Origin of the sequence: Bosea sp. 685 (genome assembly GCF_031884435.1) — a bacterium.
Taxonomy (GTDB): Bacteria; Pseudomonadota; Alphaproteobacteria; order Rhizobiales; family Beijerinckiaceae; genus Allobosea.
The window spans coordinates 6,489,124-6,508,445 of the sequence record NZ_CP134779.1 but is presented as its reverse complement, the minus strand read 5'-3'; the positions used below and the strand labels follow the sequence as shown (position 1 = coordinate 6,508,445).

Here is a 19,322-nt window from a genome sequence, read left to right as displayed (position 1 = left end):
AGATAACTGCGCCTCGCGTCACGCCGCCTGCTTGCGCGGCTGGATCAGCTTGCGGTTGATCAGCACCTCGGCGATCTGCACCGCGTTCAGCGCCGCGCCCTTGCGCAGATTGTCGGAGACGCACCAGAAGGCGAGGCCGTTCTCGACCGTGCTGTCCTCGCGGATGCGCGAGATATAGGTCGCGTCCTCGCCGGCCGCCTCATGCGGGGTGATGTAGCCGCCAGGCTCGTGCTTATCGATGACGAGGATGCCGGGAGCGGTGCGCAGCACCTCGCGCGCCTCATCGGCCGTGATCGGCTTCTCGCACTCGATGTTGACGCTCTCGGAATGGCTGATGAAGACCGGCACGCGCACGCAGGTCGCGGTCAGCTTGATCTTCGGATCGAGGATCTTCTTGGTCTCCGCCATCATCTTCCACTCTTCCTTGGTGAAGCCGTCCTCCATGAAGACGTCGATCTGCGGGATGAGATTGAAGGCGATGCGCTTGGGGAACTTCTTCGTGGTCATCTCACCGGCAGCGAAGATCGAGCGCGTCTGGTTGAAGAGCTCGTCCATCGCCTCCTTGCCGGCGCCGGAGACCGACTGATAGGTCGAGACGACGACGCGCTTGATCACATACTTGTCGTGCAGCGGCTTCAGGGCCACGACGAGCTGGGCGGTCGAGCAGTTCGGGTTGGCGATGATGTTCATCTTGGTGAAGCCTGCGGCAGCCGCCGCGTTCACCTCCGGCACGATCAGCGGCACGTCGGGATGCATGCGCCAGGCCGAGGAGTTGTCGATGACGACGCAGCCCTGCGCGCCGATCTTGGGCGACCATTCCTTGGAGACCTCGCCGCCGGCCGACATCAGGCAGATATCGGTGTCGGAGAAGTCGTAATGCTCCAGCGCCTTCACCTTCAGGACCCTGTCGCCGAAGGAGACCTCGGTGCCGATAGACCGGGAAGAGGCGAGTGCTACGACCTCGCTGACCGGGAAAGCGCGCTCGGCCAGGATATCGAGCATCTCATGGCCCACATTACCCGTGGCGCCGACAATCGCGACCTTGAAGCTCATTGTGATGGTCCTTTTGGATGAAACCGGTTTGGTCTCCCCCGGGATGCCGGCCCGCTCGATAATGTGAAGCAGGTTCGGCGATTATCCCCGCCGGGGGGAGAGAACCCGGAACCGAGGCGAAGGTCAGCGCGACGTAACCGTTTTACCGGTCGCCGTTTTGGTCGTGCGTTTCGTCGTCTGACGGACGTTCACAGGGCCAATCCCGAAGGGCTGAAGGCTTCGCGTCGGCGCTAGGCGGGTTGCCCCGCGCGCCTTGCGCCAAGTCAAAACACCCAAGGCGGCCAAAAGTCAACGTCCCCCGCTGTTAACCCTGCTCCTTGACCTCGGATTTACGCTGTTCGCGGATTGCCCGCCGGCGGTAACCCGGCGCTGACTCACAGCCGGCCAGTGTCCGCGCGGGTGAAGACGAGCCGTGCACATGACACGGCCATTAAGGCGAGTTCCGGTCGTGTCGCGTAATGTCTCATCGATCCTGCTCAGCGCGGCCCGTTCGCATTGGCCGGCGATGGCAGCCGCCGCCAACGCCGCGATCGTTCGGGTCAAGCCTCGTCTTGTGCGCTTCGACGGCGTCACGACGCTGATCCGCTGTGCCGACGCGATCGAAACCGGCTTCGCCATGCTGCTGCGCGGCGCCTTCGCCGCTTTCGGCCGTCGCGGCTCGGCCCTGAGTAGCGGCCTGGGCCTGACCGGCGGGCTGGTCTGGCGCGGGATCGCCGCCCTGACCGGCATCGGCCTGACGGCGAGCCTCGTCACCGCCTTGTCCGCCGCCGGCGACAGCGAGCCCAGCCTCGCCAGCCTGACAATTCCCGCCGCCAGCGAGAGCCGCCCGGTCCGCGACGTGCTCCTGGAGCCGCGCCAGCAGGCGCTCATTGGCGACAGCTGGTTCAAGATTGCCAAGCCGATCGCGATGTTCGGCCTGGAATCGCCCGAACTCGAGCGCCAGCAGCCGGCCTATGAGGCGATGCGCAGCCAGGACGGCGCCCGCCGTCAGGACACGCTAAGCTTCGGCGCTTTTGAGACCGACAAGCCGCATCTGCGATTGCGCCTGCTCGTCACCCATAACAATGAGGCGCGGCCCCACCCCTTCGTCATCGCATTGGTGCGCGAGGCCTCCGAGCGCGGCATGTCGATCCAGCGCAGCGGCGTTCCGACCTCGATCGAGACCCGCTTCGGCACGGTCGAGACCGCCGATACGACGCTGAGCGACGGCGATGCCAGCCGCCCCTGCATCGCCTTCCGCAAGAGCCCAGGCGACAAGAGCGCAGGCGACCTGCCGCTCGGCCTCAGCGGCTGGTGGTGTGGCGCGCCCGGCCGACCGGCCGACCGCCAGCAACTGGTCTGCCTGATCGACCGGATCGACCTGCTCGCCGCCGGCGAGGACAAGGCCCTGCGCTCAGCCTTCTCGCGCACCGAGCTCGCCCGCCAGCCGGCCTGCGCGCCGCCGCGCCTCTCGGCCACCGGCCGCAAGGCCTCCTGGCTCGACGCCGACGGCTCCGCCCCCGCGCTGAAGACGGTGGCAAGGCGCTAACCACCGCGTCATTCCGAGCTCGACCCCACGGATCGCCCCGGAATGACGGGGATGTTTCCGCGCCAGGACACTCGGCCTCGAAGAGCTGCGGGCACTCACCGCGCAAAATCTCACTTTCGCGTGCTTCGCCTCTGGCGAAGGCAAACAAAAGCGTTAACTACGAGGGAGTATCGTCGCGTCATCCCGCATCGTGATAGATGCCCCGCCGCCCGTCGCCTCAGGAGACCTTTCGTCATGCGTTCCTTCCAGCGTTTCGCCGCCGGCTTCGGCCTCTCGCTCGTGGCGCTGACCGTCGCGACGACGATCGCCGAGGCGCAGAACCGCCGCGCCCCGCTGCGCGTCACCGTGCAGAAGCGCAGCTACTTCGACCTCGGCAATGTCGTGCCGGTCGGCTCGATGAACAATTACGCCAGCCAGCATTTCGCCGCCACGCCGGTCTATGCCAGCACCGGCGAATTCTACGGCGAGGGCACCTTGCCGGGCCGCATCGGCTCCGGCGTCAACCCCTTCGCCAACAGCTTCTCGACCCCCCGCTTCTGAGCGCGGGTGTCATACCGCACGCGCTGCAGCACGAAGTGTTGCTGCGCAGATGCGGGACCGCGCGACGAAAAGGCACCTCTTTCTGGTGACGGTCCCGTGTCTGCGCAGCGGCATGAATGCCGCAGCGCGCACGGGATGACAGCACCCTACGGCAGCGCCTTCAGATAGCGCACCGGCCGGCCTGGCGCCGCCGCTTGCGCGGCATGCACGATCGCATTCGCATCGATGCCGAAATGGCGGTAGAGGTCGGCGACCGTGCCGGTCTGGCCGAAATGCTCGACGCCGAGCGCCTTCTGCTTGTGGCCATGCACGCTGCCGAGCCAGGCCAGCGTGGCGGGATGCCCGTCCAGCACCGAGACGATGCCGCAATCGCGGGACAGCTCGCCGAGCAGGCGCTCGATATGGCTCGTCGCCTGCTGGTTGCCGCGCTGGCGCGCCCGCTCGGCCGCCTGCCAGCCGGCATTGAGCCGATCGGCGGAAGTGATCGCGAGCAGGCCGACATCGCGCCGGTCCTCACCCAGCAGCCCGACGGCCTCGATAGCCTCCGCCGCGACCGCGCCGGTATAAGCGACCACCACCGAGGCGTTGGGGCCGGGCTTGCGCAGCCAATAGGCGCCGTCGATGATCGCGTGCTCGAGCTCCGGCGTCATCGCCCGCTTCGGCTGCTCGAGCTGCAGCGTCGAGAGCCTCAAATAGACCGAGCCGCCGGTCTCGTCGCGCAGCCAGGTCCGCTCATTGGGGTCGCCCTCGCCATCCCTCTGCAGATAGTCGAAGGACCAGCGCATCATCACCGAAAGCTCGTCGACGAAAGCCGGCTCGAAGGCGCAAAGCCCATCCTGGCTCATCCCGATCAGGGGCGTGGCGATCGACTGATGCGCGCCGCCCTCAGGCGCCAGCGTGACGCCCGAGGGCGTCGCCACCACCATGAAGCGCGCATCCTGGTAACAGGCATAGTTCAGCGCATCCAAGCCGCGCGAGATGAACGGGTCGTAGAGCGTGCCGATCGGGATCAGGCGCTCGCCGAAGATCGAATGCGACAGGCCCAGCGCCGAGAGATTGATGAACAGGTTCATCTCGGCAATGCCCAGCTCGATATGCTGGCCCTTGGGCGAGAACTCCCATTTCTGCATCGAGGGGATGCGCTCATCCTTGAAGGTGTCGGCCATCTCCGCCCTGGCGAACAGGCCGCGCCGGTTGACCCAGGGCCCGAGATTGGTCGAGACGGTGACGTCGGGCGCGGTCGTGACGATGCGGTCGGCCAAGGGCCCGCCGCGCTTGGCGAGATCGTCCAGGATCTTGCCGAAGCCCATCTGGGTGGACATCGTCGCCTGGATGCCAGCCTCCAGCACCTTGGGCACCGGCAATTTCGGCGCGCTCTTACGGCGCCGGCCCTCTGCGAAGAACGGCACCTTGTCGAGGAAGGCGCGAAGCTCGCTCTGCGGCAGCGACAGCCCTTCGAACAGATCCCACTCATGGCCGAGCCGGACCGCATTGGCGGTCTTGAAGCCCTCCATCTGATCCTTGGTCATCAGCCCGGCATGGTTGTCCTTGTGCCCGGCGAGCGGCAGGCCGAACCCTTTGACGGTATAGGCCAGGAAGCAGACCGGGCGGTCATGGTCGATCGCCTCGAAGGCTTCTAGGATCGACGGCAGGTCATGCCCACCGAGATTGCACATCAGCCTGGACAGCTCAGTGTCAGAGCGGCTCTCGATCAGCTTGGTGACCGGCCCCTGATCGCCGAGATCGTCCATCAGGCGCTTGCGCCAGGCCGCCCCGCCCTGGAAAGTCAGGGCGGAATAGAGCTGGTTCGGGCAGGAATCGATCCAGGCCTTCAGCCGCTCGCCGCCCTTCTCCTTGAAAGCGGCCTGCTGCAAAGAGCCGTATTTCAGCGTGACGACGTCCCAACCGAAATTCCTGAACATCTGCTCGAAGCGGTCATAGAGCCCTTCGCGGATGACGGCGTCGAGCGACTGGCGATTATAGTCGATCACCCACCAGGTGTTGCGCAGGCCGTGCTTCCAGCCCTCCATCAGGGCCTCGAAGATATTGCCTTCGTCGAGCTCGGCATCGCCGATCAGCGCGACCATGCGGCCGTCCTGGCGCTTCTCGCCCCAGCCATGCGCCTTGACGTAATCCTGCACCAGCGAGGAAAACAGCGTCTGCGCGACGCCCAGGCCGACCGAGCCGGTCGAGAAATCGACGTCGTCGATGTCCTTGGTGCGCGAGGGATAGCTCTGCGCGCCCTTGTAGCCGCGGAAATTCTCCAGCTTCTCGCGCGTCTGCAGCCCCATCAGATAGTTGATGGCGTGGAAGATCGGCGAGGCATGCGGCTTCACCGCGACCCGGTCCTGCGGCCTGAGCACGCCGAGATACAGCGCCGTCATGATGGTGGCGAGCGAGGCCGAGGAGGCCTGATGCCCGCCCACCTTCATGCCGTCCTCGCTGGCGCGGATATGATTGGCGTTGTGGATCGTCCATGAGGCGAGCCAGAGAATCTTCTTTTCCAGCTCGGCGAGAATGGGCAGGCGCGGATCGGACATGCATGTGCCTCCAAAAGAGGCCGTGATCATGCATGGTTTCCGCGGCGTTGGCAGCTAAAGACGTGAGCCGCGACTTCCCCAATTGGTGGTTTCCGCTAATCCCGGCCCTGAAAGCGAGAGACAATGCCAGATCATAAACTCGACGACATCGACCGCCGCATCGTCCACGCTCTCCAGGCCGACGGGCGCATGGGCATTCAGGATCTCGCCGGCAAGGCCGGGATCTCGCCAATCACTTGGGCGGCGGCGTCGGGCCCGGCCGCTGCAGGAGCCAGCTCGTGAAGTCCTCGGCGAAATTTCCCGTCAGCCTGTCTATCGGATCGGGCATGAAGGCCGCATCGACAAGCGTGCCGCCAATCCCCTCGCCGGCGCGTGCGACCGCCCGCAACCCTGGGTAGGACAGGACCGGCCGGCCGCTCTTCGCGTCGACGACTGTTACATCCGCCGTCATCTCATGAGGTCCACCGACCAGGATACGCTGGATGATCGAAGTCACGCGCAGATTGCGCAAGGTCACCATGACCTTGACAGGTTGCTGGCCGGTGAGCGCCGGCCTGAGCTCGCGTTCAAGCGCAGCGGCAATCTTGCCCGAAGCGGCCTTGGCGATGAAGGCGCGCGCCTCCGGCGTCTTCGACAACGCCTCCGACTCCGTTTCCGGCAGGCTCTTGCTGCGGGCATAGGCCCGGTCGCCATCGCCCCACCACAAGGTCGCGGCCGGATCGACCTCGACGGCGACGGAGGCCAGTCGCAGCGCCTCGCGCTGTTCCAGCGTCAGCGGGTTCGAGACGGTGACGCAGCCGGCAAGCCCGACAGCGAGAAAGGTTGCGACGATCAGACGGACGAGCATGTGGCCTCCCGGAAATGGAGACACCGCCGGTAGTTGAGCCGCCCCTTCCGAACAACCTGCACTCACATCGGCAACGCCGAGTTCCTACAACTGTTGCGGGAAAGCGACAGCCTTCGCACCCAAGGCACTGACACGCGGGATGCTGCCGCGCTCATCGGCCCGTGCTATCACCCGACCGGAAGCAGAAAACCATGCCAGATCACAAACTCGACGACATCGACCGCCGCATCGTCCAGGCTCTCCAGGCCGACGGGCGCATGAGCATTCAGGATCTCGCCGGCAAGGTCGGGCTCTCGCCCTCGCCTTGCGCGCGGCGCGTCCGGCTGCTGGAGGAGGCGGGCGTGATCAAGGGCTATGTCGCGGTCGTCGACCAGGACAAGCTCGGCCTGCCGGTCTCGGTCTTCGCCTCGATCAAGCTCGAGCGCCAGCGTGAGGAGGAGCTCGACCGCTTCGCGGCCATCGTCGCCCGTTGGCCCGAGGTCGCCGATTGCTATCTGATGACCGGGCCACGCGATTACTTGCTGCGCATCATCGTCAGCGACCTCGCCGCCTATGAGCGCTTCCTTAAGGACAAGCTGACCCGGCTCGACAATGTCGCCTCGATCGAATCGAGCTTCGCGCTCGGACAGGTGAAGCGTTCCTTCTCGGTCCCGGTGGAACTGGGCAAGGGCGTCTGAGGCAAGGACGCCTGAGGCAGAGGTGCCTGAGGAGGAAGCTGCCATCGGCAACGAAGTGATGCAGAGACAGCATATCGGCGCAATTATATGACGACAGACATGCGTTGCGCGCATTGATTGCCAATCGGCTTTCCGCTATGGCCGCCAGCTTCGCAAGCTCGATCATCGAAAGTATCCCCGTGTCGTCCCCCGTTGCCGCTCCCGCCGCCAATTCGCCGGCCCGCATTCTCTTCGCCAGCCTCATCGGCACGACGATCGAGTTCTTCGACTTCTATATTTACGCCACCGCCGCCGTGCTGGTGTTCCCAAAGCTGTTCTTCCCCGGCGGGGACGCAACCTCGGCGATGCTGCAATCGCTGGCGACCTTCGCGATCGCCTTCTTCGCGCGGCCGATCGGCGCGGCGATCTTCGGGCATTTCGGCGACAGGATCGGGCGCAAGGCCACGCTCGTCGCCGCCCTGATGACGATGGGCCTCTCGACGGTTCTGATCGGCCTGCTGCCGACCTATGCCAGCGTCGGCGTCATGGCTCCGCTGCTGCTGGCGCTGTGCCGTCTCGGCCAGGGCCTCGGGCTCGGCGGCGAATGGGGCGGAGCCGTGCTGCTCGCCACCGAGAACGCCCCTCCCGGCAAGCAGGCCTGGTACGGCATGTTCCCGCAGCTCGGCGCGCCGATCGGCTTCATCTGCGCCACCGGCAGCTTCCTTCTGCTTACCGACCTGCTCAGCGACGCGCAGTTCTACTCCTTCGGCTGGCGCATTCCCTTCCTGGCCAGCGCGCTTCTGGTCTTCGTCGGGCTCTATGTCCGGCTGCGCCTGACCGAGACGCCCGAATTCCAGAAGGCGATCGACAAGCATGAGCGCGTCCGCATGCCGATTGTCGCGGTGGTGTCGCAGCACAAGGCTCATCTCCTGCTCGGCACCATCGCGGCGCTGGCGACCTTCGTGCTGTTCTACCTGATGACCGTGTTCTCGCTGAGCTGGGGCACGACAGCGTTGGGCTATGCGCGCGGGCAGTTCCTGCCGGTGCAGATGGTCGGCGTCGTCTTCTTCGGACTGGCGATCCCGCTCTCGGCACTGCTCGCCGACCGTTTCGGCAATCGCCGGGTGCTGTTCTGGACCACGCTGGCGATCGCCGCCTACGGCTTCCTGTTCACGCCGCTGTTCGTTGCCGGCAACCTGACCGCGATCACGCTCTTCTTCGTGCTCGGCTTCGGCTTGATGGGCTTCACCTATGGCCCGCTCGGCACCGCGCTGGCCGAACTCTTCCCGACCGCCGTGCGCTATACCGGCGCCTCGCTGACCTTCAATCTCGGCGGCATCGTCGGCGCATCGCTCGCGCCCTATATCGCGACCTGGCTCGCCAGCAATTACGGGCTGTCGGCCGTCGGCTGGTATCTCACGCTCGGCGCGCTGCTCACCGCCGCGGCCCTGGCGGCGATCGGCGCCGTGGTCCGCGCCCGCCTGCCGGCTGCGGGCAAGCTCGCCTGAGGGCCGCTCCGCTAGCGCCGCAGTTAGGCTGGGAAACACGCCGTCATCCTGGACAAGCGGCGAAGCCGCGCAGATCCGGGATCCATCGTAGAGCGCAGTTCCCTACGATGGATCCCGGGACGACCTTCGGTCGCCCAGGATAACGGCGTGGTTCAGAGCCAGGACGACAGACTTTACCGCCGCTCGAAATCCCTGTGCACGTCATGCGCCACGATTCCGGCGCCGTCGGGCGGGATCGTCAGCCAGTCCTTGCGGGTCAGCGTCTGCTTGGTGTCCTCATAGCCTGACTTCCAGTGTTCCTGCATCGAGGTGCGCGAGAACTCGTAATCCTTGGCGTGGCCCTCATAGGATTTCTGCTGATAGATCAGTTGCAGGATGGTGTGCTCGGGCATCAGCGCGAGCTCGTCGCGCAGCGTCCGCTCCTCCTCGCTCAGGCTGCCATCGGGCACTTTCGAGAGCGCCTGATGCGTCTTCTTCTTCCAGTTCTGGATCAGCGCGAACAGATCGGTCGTCAGGCGCGTGCGCGAGGAATAGGTGATGTCCTTCTGCCGGCCCATCACATCCTGCAGCGTGCGCGGCAGTGCGCCGCGCGCCGAGAACAGATCGACCTGGAAGATCAGTGAATTCAGCGTGTCCTCCTGCGCCAGGAGATGCTGCAGCGGCGTATTGGAGACGATGCCGCCATCCCAGTAATGTTCGGTGCCGATCTGCACGGTCGGGAAGGCCGGCGGCAGCGCGCCAGACGCCATCACATGCTCGGGCCCGATAGTCTCCTGGGCGTTGTCGAAATAGACGAAATTGCCCGAGGCCGCATTGACCGCACCGACCGAGAACCGGACCGCCTTGCGATTGATCAGGTCGAAATCGACCAGCTCCAGCAGGGTCTCGCGCAAAGGCGAGGTGTCATAATAGCTGGTCGCGTCGCTCGCGCCGGCCGCCGCGAAGAGCGGGCTCGTCCGGCGTGGCTCGAAGAAGCCGGGCTGGCCCAGCAAGGTGGTGAAGAAGGACGAGGTCGCGTTGCGCGCCTGGCGGTAGATGTCGCCCTCAGGCGTGAACCACCAGACCTTGCGATCGGTGATGCGGTCCCAAAACGCCTTGAGGCGCTCCAGCCGGCGCTCGCGCGGGTTGCCGGCGATCAAGGCCGAATTGATCGCGCCGATCGAGACGCCCGAGACCCAGTCCGGCTCGATATCGGCCTCATGCAGCGCCTGATAGACTCCGGCCTGATAGGCGCCGAGCGCCCCACCGCCCTGGAGCACGAGCGCGACGCGGTCGCAGCGCTCGGGCCGCCAGCCGAGATAGCGGCTTTCCGAGAGGGAGACGGAGGGAGGAGCGTTCATGGCGCGGATGTCCTCAAGCTGATCGCACTGCAACAATGATAATGCCGATCTCGCTCAGGAAACAGCGCTATCGAGTGACAGCGATATGACGCGCACATGCGGGCGAAGGCTGACCAAGCGACCGTCATCGTCCCGTCAGGCAAGCTTCATCGCTGCGTCAGCTTCCTCCGTCACGCCTCAGGCACGGATTTTGCGGCGCAGCATGCGCCGGCGGACCAGTCCGGGCTTTGGAGGGAGAGAGCAGCATGCTGAAGGGCAAGACCGCCGTCGTCACCGGCTCGACCTCCGGAATCGGCCTCGCCATCGCCCGCGCCTATGCGGCTGAGGGCGCCAACATCGTCATCAACGGTTTCGGCGCGCCAGACGCCATCGAGACGGAGCGCGCCGGTATCGAGGCCGATTTCGGGGTTGCCGCGCGCTATTCCCCCGCCGACATGGCCCATGGCGGCGCCATCGCAGCGATGATCGCCGAGGCCGAAAGCGAGTTCGGCTCGGTCGACATCCTGGTCAACAATGCCGGCATCCAGTTCGTCTCGCCGATCGAAGACTTCCCCGTCGAGAAATGGGACGCGATCATCGCGATCAACCTCTCGGCCGCCTTCCACGCCATCCGCGCCGCGCTTCCGGGCATGAAGGCGCGCAAATGGGGCCGCATCATCAACACGGCCTCGGCCCATGCCCTGGTCGCATCGCCGTTCAAATCGGCCTATGTCGCCGCCAAGCACGGCATCGCCGGCCTGACCAAGACGGTCGCGCTCGAAGCCGCGACCTTCGGCGTCACGGCGAACGCGATCTGCCCGGGCTATGTCTGGACGCCGCTGGTCGAGAAGCAGATACCTGAGACCATGGCGGCACGCGGTCTCACCAAGGAGCAGGTCATCAACGACGTGCTGCTGCACGCCCAGCCGACCAAGCAATTCGTCACCAGCGAGGAGGTCGCGGCGCTTGCCGTCTTCCTCGCCTCGGACGCCGCGAAATCGATCACCGGCGTCATCCTCCCGATCGATGGCGGCTGGACCGCTGAATAGGCCAGAGCATTGCGCGAAAAATGGCTATCGTTTTTTCGCGTGAGCAGTGCTCTCAACTTTTAGAAGCGACGTGAGCTAAGGGGCGACATCGCCATGAATCGCAAGGACATCCTCGATCTGCCCTCGATGCCGCTGGCGGGGCCGAGCTACCCGGCCGGGCCCTACCGCTTCGTCGACCGCGAATACATGATCATCAGCTACGAGACCGATCCCGAGGCGATCCGCCATCAATTGCCCGAGCCCTTGATGCCTTTGGCGACGCCGATCGTCAGCTATGAATGGATCAAGATGCCCGATTCCTCCGGTTTCGGCAGCTACACCGAGAGCGGCATCGTCATCCCCTGCAAGTTCGGCGAGGAGGAGGTCTCCTTCGTCTCGCAGATGTATCTCGACGACGAGCCGCCGATCGCGGCCGGCCGCGAGATCTGGGGCTTTCCCAAGAAATACGCCCATCCCAAGCTGGAAGTGGTCAAGGACACGCTCACCGGCACGCTCGAGTATGCCGGCCAGCAGGTCGCCATGGGCACGATGGGCTACAAGCATGAGAGCCTGGCCGGCAACGGCGTCAAGACCACGGCGATGCTGACCAAGACGCAGGTCAACCTCAAGATCATCCCCGGCGTCGACGGCGAGCCCGAAATCTGCCAGCTCGTGGCGCTGAACCTCACCGACATCACGGTGAAAGGCTCCTGGATCGGCCCCGGCCGTCTCCATCTGATCCCGCATGTCAACGCGCCGGTCGCCGACCTGCCGGTGCGAAAGGTCATCGGCGCGCACCACTTCATCGCCGACCTGACCTTGCCCTTCGGCCGGAAGATCCATGATTACATGAAGGGGTGAGGCGGCAGGTCTCCGGAGCGCGTCATGGTCGGGCTTGAGCCGACCATCTCGTAAACCAGAGTGCTCTGGTCATGAGATTCTCGGGGCACAAGCCCGAGAATGACGCCCAGTCCTCACCCACCCGGCAGGAACGCGACCCGCCCGTCCGCGTCCCGCACGGTCTCGATCGCGACCCCGTAAAGCTCGCTTAGCCGCTCCGGCGTCAGCATCGCGGCGGCTTCGCCCGTCGCGATCGCCTGCCCCTCGCGCAGCAGCATCACCCGGTCGGCATGGGCCAGCGCCTGGTTGGGATCATGCGTGGTGAAGAGCACGCCGAGTCCCTCCGCCGCGAGCCGCCTGATCTGGCTCATCACCTTGCCCTGATTGCCGAAATCGAGGCTCGCCGTCGGCTCGTCCAGGATGACATAGGCCGGCTCCTGCGCCAGCGCGCGGGCGATCAGCACGAGTTGGCGTTCGCCGCCCGAGATCTGCGTATAGGGGCGCTGCGCCAGCTTTGCGATGCCGAGCCGCTCCAGCATGGCCTGCGCGACTTCGCGGTCATGGCTGGACGGCGCGGCGAACAGCCCGCCATGCGCGGTCCGCCCCATCAGCACCACCGAGAACACCGTGAAGGCGAAGGTGCCGGCATGGGCCTGGGGCACATAGCCCAGCGCCCGCGCCCGCTGCTCGACCGAAAGCACCGCCAGCGGCCGGCCATCGAGCGTCAGCGTTCCGCCATGGGGTGGCAGCAGGCCGAGTAGGGTCTTGAGCAGCGTGGTCTTGCCACCGCCATTGGGCCCGAGCAGCGCCAGGACCTCGCCGGCCTTCAGAACGAGCCCGATATCGCGGCCGATCCGGCGCTCAGGGTAGCCATAGGCGAGGTCAGCCGCGCTCAGGCTCACGACCAGCCTCCGCGCGCCGAGGCCAGCAACCAGATGAAGAAGGGCGTGCCGATCACGGCGGTGAGGATGCCAAGCGGCGTCTCGACCGGCGCCGCGGTGCGCGCCAGCGTGTCGATGATCAGGAGATAGCCGCCGCCAAGGAGCGCCGCCGTCGGCAGGAGCTTGCCGAAATCGGGACCGACCAGAAAACGCGCCAGATGCGGCACGACGAGCCCGACCCAGCCGATGATGCCGGCCGCCGCGACGCTCGCCGCCGTCACCAGCGTCGCCGCCGTCACGATCGCGATGCGCAAGGGGCCGGTATTGAGCCCGAGCGCCCGCGCCTCCTCCTCCGGCAGCGACATCACATTCATCCGCCAGCGCAGGGCGACAAGCACGGCCGTGCCCAGCAGCACCGGGCCGAGCAGCGGAGCGAGGTCCGGCTTGGCCGTTCCGGCGAGGCTGCCGAGCAGCCAGAAGGTCATGGCGGGCAATTGGTTGTAAGGATCGGCCCAGTATTTCACCAGCCCGATGCCCGCCCCCAGGAGCGAGCCGACGACGACGCCGGTCAGCACCAGGACCAGCACCGGATCGCCGCGCCGGATGGTCGAGCCGATCGCATAGACCGCGCCGACCGCGACCAGCCCACCCGTGAAGGCCGCGAGCTGGATCGCAAACAGACCCAGCGAAAAATAGATCCCGACGACCGCCCCCAGCGCTGCACCCGAGGACGCGCCCAGGATATCGGGCGAGACCAGCGGATTGCGGAACAGCCCCTGGAAGGCCGTGCCCGCGACCGCCAGCGCCGCCCCGCAAAGCAAAGCGGCAACCACGCGCGGCCCGCGAATGTTCCAGATCACGGCCTCGATCTGCGGCGACAGGCCCGAAGGCTGACCGCTCAGGCCCGCCCAGACGAGCCGCGCCAGATCGGCGGGCCCGACAGGAAAGCGCCCGAGCCCGAAAGCGAGCAGCACGGCGACGCCGAGCAGGCCAAGCGCAATGGCGTTTCCGCGAAGGGAGGATGGCGACATGGCGTCAGGACCGATCCGGTCGGCAGTGAAACACGCCGTCACCCCCGTCCCGACAGGATCAGGTCGAGCTGCGCCTCGCTCGGCGTGACCTGATAGAACAATGTGTGGAACTCGCGCGCAATGGCGCGAATGTCCTCGGGGAACTGCGCCGGATAGAGCAGCTTCGCCAGCCACCACAGGCCGACCATGCGGTTGACCGAGGGCGGGAAATCGACCCAGCCGAAGGGCAATTTCGGCGAAAGATGCACGCGCCCCGCCTTCACCGCCCGGATACTTGACCAGGCCAGATCGGCGCGCACACTTTCGGCAAAGCCGAGATCGATGGTGACGATCACCTCCGGATCCCAGGCCATGACCTGTTCGAGCGAGACCTGCGCCAAACCATTGCCGGGCTGATCCGCCGCGACATTGCGCGCGCCCAGAAAGCTCAGCGTCTCCACATTGATTGAACCGCCCAGGCCGGTCTCGAGCCCGCGCGGCCCGCGTGCGTAATAGACCGAGGGGCGCTGTTCTGCGGGAATCGTCGCGATGCGGCCCTTGATCGCCGTCATCGCGCTCTCGCACCAGCGCGCCAGCGTCTCGGCCCGCTCGGTGCGCCCGGTGAGCTGGCCAAGAATGCGATAGCTCGCAGGGATCGCCTCAAAACGCCCGTCGAGCAGCGCATAGGGAATGCCGGTCTGGCCCTGCACGCGCTCGGCGAGCTCGACATAGCTGCGCCCGGTCGAGCCGGCATCGACGATGAGGTCGGGCTTCAGCGTCAGCACCGCCTCCAGATTGGCGCTGTTGCCACGCCCGGTGATGCGGCCGATTTCGGGCTTGTCGCCGATGCCCGGCAGCAGGAAGGGCAGTTCCTCCGGTCGGTTGGCGCGCGGCCAGCCCAACAGCAGGTCCGGCGCAAGCGTGTAGAGCTGGATCGCGGCCGGCGGCCCGGCGGGAAAGACGCGTTCGACCTTGGCCGGTATCGCGATCTCGCGTCCGGCCCCGTCGCGGATGGCGGCCGCCCAGGCCCCGCGCGGAACCGCGAGCGTGGCAAGCCCGGCCAGAACCAGGCGGCGGTCAGGATGTGGCATGGCGATGCTCCTGCGCTGGCGACTGGGCGCAGCGATTCGGCTTCACATCGAGCAGGGGCGTGCCGTCGAGACAGTCGAGCCCGCGCACGATCAGCGCGCCCTCCTCGACGCGCAGCAGCCGCACCCGCGACAGCGCGATCGGATTGGGCCGCACCGGCGAGCGCAGGGCGAAGGTGCCGAGCGGCTCGGCCCCGCGCGGCGTCTGGGTCCCGAGATCGCGCCGCGCCTGATGCATCCAGTAGAGCAGGTCGAGATGGGCGAAGGCCGCGATCCCGATCAAGGCCGCATGCCAGGGTGCGTCGATCTCGACGCGGCATTCCGGACCATTTTCGCTGTCGCCCTGGCGCGGGCACTGGTCGCGCGTCGCAAAAGGCGTGCAGATCCGGCCGATGAAGACAAGATGTGCGTCCTGCCTCTCGGGCAGGGGCGCAGATGTCTCGCCCGGTCGCGTCGCCTGCCAATCCATCCGCGCTTGCTCCGTTCAGTTCGTGTCGCGCGGCAAGGTCGGCGCGGCGAAGCCATGCTTCGCCAGGATCTCCTGCCCGGCCCGCGAGAGGATGAACATGGCGAGCCGCCCGGCATTTGGCGAGGCCTTGGCCATCACGGTCAGGCCGTAATCGGCCCCGACCGACAGCCCGGCCGGCAAGCGCACCAGCTGGAGGCCGGGCTGTTCCCGCGCGATCGCTTCGGCATTGGTGCGATAGGCCAGGAACAGATCCGCCGCCCCTGTCGCCAGCTTGTGACCGTAGACATTGACGCCGGAGGGCGCCGCGATACTCGCCGGCCCGCCGGTCAATTGCAGCGCCTTGGCCTCCAGCGCCGCTTTCGCCCCGGCTTGCAAGGCCTCTGCCCGGGCAAAAACCTGGAAGGCGTAGTCGCCGGAGGGGTCGGCCTTCGGCGTCGAGGTGCCGAGCCGGATCGCCGGATCGAGCATGCGTTCAAGCAGCGTCTCGGGAGAAACCGTGACCTCCGGCCGCGCGAAGGCGCAAAGCTCGTTGCGCGCGAACAAGACGACCGGCCCCGCCAGCCCCGCTTTCGCCAAAGCTTCGGGGTTGCCGAGATCGGCCGAGGCGAAGAGATCGGCCACCTCGCCCTGGGCGATCCGCTCTTTCAGCAGGCCCGACGCGCCGCAGACCAGTTCGACCGCCAGTCCGGTCCTGGCGTCGAACGCCGCCGCGACCTCGCCCAGCGCCGCGCGCAGGCTGCCCGCGGCCAGGAGCCGGATCGGTGGAAGGGCCGCAGCCATCGCCGTCAACTGCCCTCGTGCGGCGCGGTCGGGGCGGTGAAGCCGTGCTTGGCGAGGATGCGCTGGCCTTCAGGCGACAGGATGAACATCGCCAAGCGGAAGGCATTGTTCGAGGCGCCGTTCATCACGGTCATCCCGTAATCGGCGCCCACGGCAAGCGCCGGCGGCAGCCTGACCATGTGCTGGCCCGGCTGTTCGCGCGCGATCGGCAAGGCATTGGTGCAATAGCCCAGGAACAGATCGGCCGCCCCCGTCGCCAGCAGATGGCCCGTGCCGTTCCTGTCGGCCGGGGTCGGCGCGCTGTCGGGACCGCCGACGAGCTGGAGTGCCTTGGCCTCCAGGGCCGCCTTGGCGCCGGGCTTCAGCGCCTCGGCCTTGGCGAAGATCTGCCAGGCATAATCGCCGGACGGATCGGCCTTCGGCGTCGAGGTGCCGAGCTTGATCGCGGGATCGAGCATGCGCGCCAGCAGCGTTTCAGTCGTCACCTCCAGCCCGGCGCGGGCAAAGGCGCAGGTCTCGTTGCGGGCGAAGAGCACGACGGGCCCGGCCTTGCCCTCGTGTGTCAGGGCAAGCGGATGCGACATGTTTGCGGAAGCGAAGACCTCGGCCGCCTCACCTTTGGACAGGTTCTCGCGCAACAGGCCAGAGGGTCCGAAGCTGGTCTTGACCGGCAGCTTGGCCGTCGCCTCGAAGGCCTGGGCGACTTCGGTCAGCGCATTGCGCAGGCTGCCGGCAGCATGGAGCAGCACGGGTTGCTCGGCCTGCGCGACGGAGCAGGAGAGCCCGAACAGGGCGGCAAGGATCAGACGGCGCATCGATTCAGGCTCCCGCCTGCGTCGCATTCGGGAAGAATAATTGCTGCCCGTCGATCTTGTAGTCGGCGATCGCCTTCTGGCCTTCCGGGCTGACCAGCCAGTTCACGAAGGCCTGGCCGTCATTGACCTTCACATGCCGGTGCTTGGCCGGGTTCACCGCCATGACGCCATATTGGTTGAACAGGCGCCGGTCACCCTCGACCGCAATCGTGAGATCGCCGCGGTTCTTGAACGAGATCCAGGTACCGCGATCGGAGAGCACATAGGCCCCCATGCCGCCGGCCGTGTTGAGCGCAGCCCCCATGCCCTGGCCGACATCGCGATACCAGGAGCCCTTCTTCTGATCGAGATCGATGCCCGCGACCTTCCAGAGCGCCAGTTCGGCGGAGTGAGTGCCGGATTTGTCGCCGCGCGAGACGAAGGGCGTGCCCTTCTCCTGGATCGCCTTCAGCGCTGCGACGATGTCCTTCGTGCCGGCGACGCCGGCCGGGTCGCTCTTCGGGCCGATCAGGACGAAGTCGTTATACATCACCGGCTTGCGCTCGAGCGCGAAACCCTCAGCCAGGAACTTCTCCTCCTGCGCCTTGGCATGGACGAAGACGACATCGGCATCGCCGCGCCGCCCGGTGTCGAGCGCCTGGCCGGTGCCTTGCGACACCACCCGCACCTCGATGCCGGTCCTGGCCTGGAACAAGGGCAGGATATGCCCGAACAGCCCGGAATCCTGCGTCGAGGTCGTCGAGGAGACGGTGATGAAGCGCGCGCCCGCTGCTGCAGGGGTCGATGCCGCCGGCGGCGCGACTGTGGTCGTCTGGGCAAGCGCAAGGCCGGCAAAGGCGGCCGAGAAGCCAGCCGTGAGCAAGAGGCGTCTGGTCATGATCATGGTCGTCTCCTCGGATTTCTGGTTTTGGCAGCAATCGGTTTCTCGGGAAGAGCGCCTCACCAGATCAAGTCCCCGGCAAGGAAGGCGCGGGCCTCGATCGTCTGCGGCTCGGCAAAGAAGTACTCGGCGAGGGAATCCTCGATCAGCCGGCCCCGGTGCAGGAACAGCACGCGATCGGCCAGCCGCTTCGCCTGGCCGAGATCATGCGTCGACATCAAGACCGTGATGCCCTCCGCCACGAGACCGGTCAGCAACTCCTCGATCTGCCGCGTCGCGGCGGGATCAAGCTGCGAGGTCGGTTCGTCCAGGAAGAGCAGTTCGGGCCTCAAGCTCCAGGCGCGCGCGATGGCCAGGCGCTGCTGCTCGCCACCCGAGAGCAACCGCGCCGGCTGCGTCGCGCGCTCGGACAGGCCGAAGCGCTGCAGCGCGGCCTGGGCGCGTTCGCGCCGCTCGACGCGCGCGACGCCCGCCGACGCCAGCGCATGATCGATATTGGCCTCGACCGAGCGGCGCAGCATGATCGGCTTCTGGAACACCATGGCGTGGCGTTTCGCGCCCCCGGTCACGCTCGCCGCCCAGTGCACGCGGCCCTCGCTCGGCGTCAGCAGGCCGTGGCAGAGCCTGAGCATCAGCGATTTGCCGGCGCCATTGGGCCCGAGCAGCACGGTGACCCCGCCCGCGGGCAGGTCGAGGCTGACCGCATCGACCAATCTGCGTCCCTCCCCGAGGAAGGAGACGGTCTCGAGGCTGAGCGGCAGGATCGAGGTCACGTCACGCATCATGCTCATCCGGCATAGCGGGCGCCGATGCGGCTCGCCCCGAAGGCGACCGCATTGATCGCCAGCGTCAGCGCGATCAGCACGAGCCCGAGCCCCAGCGCCAGCGGCAGGTCGCCCTTGGAGGTCTCCAGCGTGATCGTCGTCGTCATGGTGCGGGTGTAGCCGGCGATGTTGCCGCCGACGATCAGCACCGCGCCGACCTCGGCGCTCGCCCGGCCGAAACCGGCGAGCAGCGCGGTCGCCAGCGCAAAGCGCCCATCGAAGAGCAGGGTCGGGATCGCGCGCATCCCCTCCAACCCGACCGAGCGCAGATGGTCGCGATACTCGCTCCACAGGTCCTCGACCGTCTGGCGTGTCAGCGCGATCACGATCGGCAGGACCAGGATCACCTGAGCCGCGATCATCGCGGTCGGCGTGAACAACAGCCCGAGCGGGCCGAGCGGGCCAGAGCGCGAGAGCAGCAGGAAGACGAAAAGCCCGGCCACGACCGGCGGCAGGCCCATCAGCGCATTGAGGCAGACGATGACGACCGAGCGGCCGGGAAAGCGCGCCAGCGCCAGGGCCGCCCCGAGCGGCAGGCCGATCAGCCCCGCGATCAGCACGGCGGTCAGCGTCACCCTGAGCGACAGGCCCACAATCGCCAGGAAACCGGGATCGAGCCCGACCACCAGCGCGAAGGCCGCCTTGAAGATCGCCGCGAAGTCCACCGTCCGTCGCGCTCCCCCGAAAGCCAAACCTGCCTGAAAGCTCAAAGCCTG

20 protein-coding genes are annotated in these 19,322 nt (G+C 66.7%); 7 read left to right on the top strand and 13 right to left on the bottom strand.

Translation table 11 applies throughout. The features are described 5' to 3' along the window. Positions 1 to 18: 18 nt before the first annotated feature. Positions 19 to 1,053 carry an aspartate-semialdehyde dehydrogenase gene (locus RMR04_RS31665; RefSeq protein WP_311912438.1) on the bottom strand — a complete coding sequence of 345 codons (1,035 nt, stop codon included), beginning with the start codon at positions 1,051 to 1,053 and terminating at the stop codon, positions 19 to 21. Between the two features lie 448 nt (positions 1,054 to 1,501). Between RMR04_RS31665 and RMR04_RS31660 the strand changes: the two genes are divergently transcribed. Further along, entirely contained in the window at positions 1,502 to 2,581 is a 1,080-nt protein-coding gene (locus RMR04_RS31660; RefSeq protein ID WP_311912437.1) for a hypothetical protein, read from the top strand. A gap of 234 nt (positions 2,582 to 2,815) precedes the next feature. After that, positions 2,816 to 3,121: a hypothetical protein gene (locus RMR04_RS31655; RefSeq protein WP_311912436.1), complete on the top strand. Its 306-nt coding sequence runs from the start codon at positions 2,816 to 2,818 to the stop codon at positions 3,119 to 3,121. A 146-nt stretch (positions 3,122 to 3,267) separates the two neighbouring features. On the opposite strand, the gene RMR04_RS31650 is transcribed toward RMR04_RS31655, so the two are convergent. Further along, positions 3,268 to 5,661: a transketolase-like TK C-terminal-containing protein gene (locus RMR04_RS31650; RefSeq protein WP_311912435.1), complete on the bottom strand. Its 2,394-nt coding sequence runs from the start codon at positions 5,659 to 5,661 to the stop codon at positions 3,268 to 3,270. Positions 5,662 to 5,784: 123 nt separating this feature from the next. Here RMR04_RS31650 and RMR04_RS31645 point away from each other — a divergent pair, with 123 nt between their 5' ends. Beyond that, positions 5,785 to 5,943 (top strand): AsnC family transcriptional regulator, encoded by a 159-nt coding sequence (locus tag RMR04_RS31645; RefSeq protein WP_311912434.1) that lies wholly within the window; start codon positions 5,785 to 5,787, stop codon positions 5,941 to 5,943. Here RMR04_RS31645 and RMR04_RS31640 read toward each other — a convergent pair. After that, on the bottom strand, positions 5,894 to 6,508 hold the full coding sequence (locus tag RMR04_RS31640; RefSeq protein WP_311912433.1) for a hypothetical protein: 615 nt from the start codon (positions 6,506 to 6,508) through the stop codon (positions 5,894 to 5,896). The genes RMR04_RS31645 and RMR04_RS31640 overlap by 50 nt on opposite strands. A 191-nt stretch (positions 6,509 to 6,699) precedes the next feature. On the opposite strand from RMR04_RS31640, the gene RMR04_RS31635 reads away from it, so the two are divergent. Both RMR04_RS31635 and RMR04_RS31630 read left to right on the top strand, forming a co-directional pair. Next, positions 6,700 to 7,185, top strand: coding sequence for an Lrp/AsnC family transcriptional regulator (locus tag RMR04_RS31635; RefSeq protein ID WP_069688951.1), 486 nt, complete (start codon positions 6,700 to 6,702; stop codon positions 7,183 to 7,185). Positions 7,186 to 7,322: 137 nt separating this feature from the next. Further along, a complete protein-coding gene (locus RMR04_RS31630; RefSeq protein ID WP_410492182.1) occupies positions 7,323 to 8,672 on the top strand; it encodes an MFS transporter in 1,350 nt (449 codons plus the stop codon). A gap of 173 nt (positions 8,673 to 8,845) precedes the next feature. Here RMR04_RS31630 and RMR04_RS31625 read toward each other — a convergent pair whose 3' ends face one another. Next, positions 8,846 to 10,012 (bottom strand): patatin-like phospholipase family protein, encoded by a 1,167-nt coding sequence (locus tag RMR04_RS31625; protein WP_311912432.1) that lies wholly within the window; start codon positions 10,010 to 10,012, stop codon positions 8,846 to 8,848. Between the two features lie 245 nt (positions 10,013 to 10,257). On the opposite strand from RMR04_RS31625, the gene RMR04_RS31620 reads away from it, so the two are divergent. Both RMR04_RS31620 and RMR04_RS31615 read left to right on the top strand, forming a co-directional pair. Continuing rightward, complete coding sequence (locus RMR04_RS31620) at positions 10,258 to 11,040, top strand: 3-hydroxybutyrate dehydrogenase (RefSeq protein WP_311912431.1); 783 nt, start codon at positions 10,258 to 10,260, stop codon at positions 11,038 to 11,040. A 93-nt stretch (positions 11,041 to 11,133) separates the two neighbouring features. Further along, a complete protein-coding gene (locus RMR04_RS31615; protein WP_311912430.1) occupies positions 11,134 to 11,880 on the top strand; it encodes an acetoacetate decarboxylase in 747 nt (248 codons plus the stop codon). A gap of 113 nt (positions 11,881 to 11,993) precedes the next feature. Here RMR04_RS31615 and RMR04_RS31610 read toward each other — a convergent pair whose 3' ends face one another. The 9 genes from RMR04_RS31610 to RMR04_RS31570 are packed head-to-tail and all read right to left on the bottom strand — an operon-like array spanning position 11,994 to position 19,271. Continuing rightward, positions 11,994 to 12,761 (bottom strand): ABC transporter ATP-binding protein, encoded by a 768-nt coding sequence (locus RMR04_RS31610; RefSeq protein WP_311912429.1) that lies wholly within the window; start codon positions 12,759 to 12,761, stop codon positions 11,994 to 11,996. Continuing rightward, positions 12,758 to 13,771 carry a FecCD family ABC transporter permease gene (locus RMR04_RS31605; protein ID WP_311912428.1) on the bottom strand — a complete coding sequence of 338 codons (1,014 nt, stop codon included), beginning with the start codon at positions 13,769 to 13,771 and terminating at the stop codon, positions 12,758 to 12,760. Before RMR04_RS31605 ends, RMR04_RS31610 begins: the two co-directional genes overlap by 4 nt. Before the next feature lie 38 nt (positions 13,772 to 13,809). After that, positions 13,810 to 14,841 carry an iron ABC transporter substrate-binding protein gene (locus RMR04_RS31600; RefSeq protein ID WP_311912427.1) on the bottom strand — a complete coding sequence of 344 codons (1,032 nt, stop codon included), beginning with the start codon at positions 14,839 to 14,841 and terminating at the stop codon, positions 13,810 to 13,812. Further along, the gene (locus tag RMR04_RS31595; protein WP_311912426.1) at positions 14,828 to 15,307 is read right to left on the bottom strand and encodes an SAM-dependent methyltransferase; all 480 of its coding nucleotides are present in this window, start codon (positions 15,305 to 15,307) and stop codon (positions 14,828 to 14,830) included. The genes RMR04_RS31600 and RMR04_RS31595 overlap by 14 nt, the downstream gene beginning before the upstream one ends. 15 nt (positions 15,308 to 15,322) lie before the next feature. Continuing rightward, positions 15,323 to 16,087, bottom strand: coding sequence for a molybdate ABC transporter substrate-binding protein (locus tag RMR04_RS31590; RefSeq protein WP_311912425.1), 765 nt, complete (start codon positions 16,085 to 16,087; stop codon positions 15,323 to 15,325). A gap of 5 nt (positions 16,088 to 16,092) precedes the next feature. After that, positions 16,093 to 16,902 (bottom strand): molybdate ABC transporter substrate-binding protein, encoded by an 810-nt coding sequence (locus RMR04_RS31585; protein WP_311912424.1) that lies wholly within the window; start codon positions 16,900 to 16,902, stop codon positions 16,093 to 16,095. Between the two features lie 4 nt (positions 16,903 to 16,906). Next, on the bottom strand, positions 16,907 to 17,785 hold the full coding sequence (locus RMR04_RS31580; protein WP_410492181.1) for an ABC transporter substrate-binding protein: 879 nt from the start codon (positions 17,783 to 17,785) through the stop codon (positions 16,907 to 16,909). A gap of 56 nt (positions 17,786 to 17,841) precedes the next feature. Beyond that, on the bottom strand, positions 17,842 to 18,564 hold the full coding sequence (locus RMR04_RS31575) for an ATP-binding cassette domain-containing protein (protein WP_311912422.1): 723 nt from the start codon (positions 18,562 to 18,564) through the stop codon (positions 17,842 to 17,844). Positions 18,565 to 18,569: 5 nt separating this feature from the next. After that, positions 18,570 to 19,271 carry an ABC transporter permease gene (locus RMR04_RS31570; RefSeq protein WP_410492180.1) on the bottom strand — a complete coding sequence of 234 codons (702 nt, stop codon included), beginning with the start codon at positions 19,269 to 19,271 and terminating at the stop codon, positions 18,570 to 18,572. Positions 19,272 to 19,322: the final 51 nt, after the last annotated feature.

Excerpts from the sequence above, each read along its gene's own strand:
- RMR04_RS31640 (WP_311912433.1), bottom strand. The coding sequence starts at position 6,508 with ATGCTCGTCCGTCTGATCGTCGCAACCTTTCTCGCTGTCGGGCTTGCC.
- RMR04_RS31650 (WP_311912435.1), bottom strand. The coding sequence starts at position 5,661 with ATGTCCGATCCGCGCCTGCCCATTCTCGCCGAGCTGGAAAAGAAGATT.
- RMR04_RS31655 (WP_311912436.1), top strand. The coding sequence starts at position 2,816 with ATGCGTTCCTTCCAGCGTTTCGCCGCCGGCTTCGGCCTCTCGCTCGTG.
- RMR04_RS31595 (WP_311912426.1), bottom strand. The coding sequence starts at position 15,307 with ATGGATTGGCAGGCGACGCGACCGGGCGAGACATCTGCGCCCCTGCCC.
- RMR04_RS31630 (WP_410492182.1), top strand. The coding sequence starts at position 7,323 with ATGGCCGCCAGCTTCGCAAGCTCGATCATCGAAAGTATCCCCGTGTCG.
- RMR04_RS31620 (WP_311912431.1), top strand. The coding sequence starts at position 10,258 with ATGCTGAAGGGCAAGACCGCCGTCGTCACCGGCTCGACCTCCGGAATC.
- RMR04_RS31635 (WP_069688951.1), top strand. The coding sequence starts at position 6,700 with ATGCCAGATCACAAACTCGACGACATCGACCGCCGCATCGTCCAGGCT.
- RMR04_RS31645 (WP_311912434.1), top strand. The coding sequence starts at position 5,785 with ATGCCAGATCATAAACTCGACGACATCGACCGCCGCATCGTCCACGCT.
- RMR04_RS31600 (WP_311912427.1), bottom strand. The coding sequence starts at position 14,841 with ATGCCACATCCTGACCGCCGCCTGGTTCTGGCCGGGCTTGCCACGCTC.
- RMR04_RS31590 (WP_311912425.1), bottom strand. The coding sequence starts at position 16,087 with ATGGCTGCGGCCCTTCCACCGATCCGGCTCCTGGCCGCGGGCAGCCTG.
- RMR04_RS31605 (WP_311912428.1), bottom strand. The coding sequence starts at position 13,771 with ATGTCGCCATCCTCCCTTCGCGGAAACGCCATTGCGCTTGGCCTGCTC.
- RMR04_RS31625 (WP_311912432.1), bottom strand. The coding sequence starts at position 10,012 with ATGAACGCTCCTCCCTCCGTCTCCCTCTCGGAAAGCCGCTATCTCGGC.
- RMR04_RS31615 (WP_311912430.1), top strand. The coding sequence starts at position 11,134 with ATGAATCGCAAGGACATCCTCGATCTGCCCTCGATGCCGCTGGCGGGG.
- RMR04_RS31580 (WP_410492181.1), bottom strand. The coding sequence starts at position 17,785 with ATGATCATGACCAGACGCCTCTTGCTCACGGCTGGCTTCTCGGCCGCC.
- RMR04_RS31575 (WP_311912422.1), bottom strand. The coding sequence starts at position 18,564 with ATGCGTGACGTGACCTCGATCCTGCCGCTCAGCCTCGAGACCGTCTCC.
- RMR04_RS31585 (WP_311912424.1), bottom strand. The coding sequence starts at position 16,902 with ATGCGCCGTCTGATCCTTGCCGCCCTGTTCGGGCTCTCCTGCTCCGTC.
- RMR04_RS31665 (WP_311912438.1), bottom strand. The coding sequence starts at position 1,053 with ATGAGCTTCAAGGTCGCGATTGTCGGCGCCACGGGTAATGTGGGCCAT.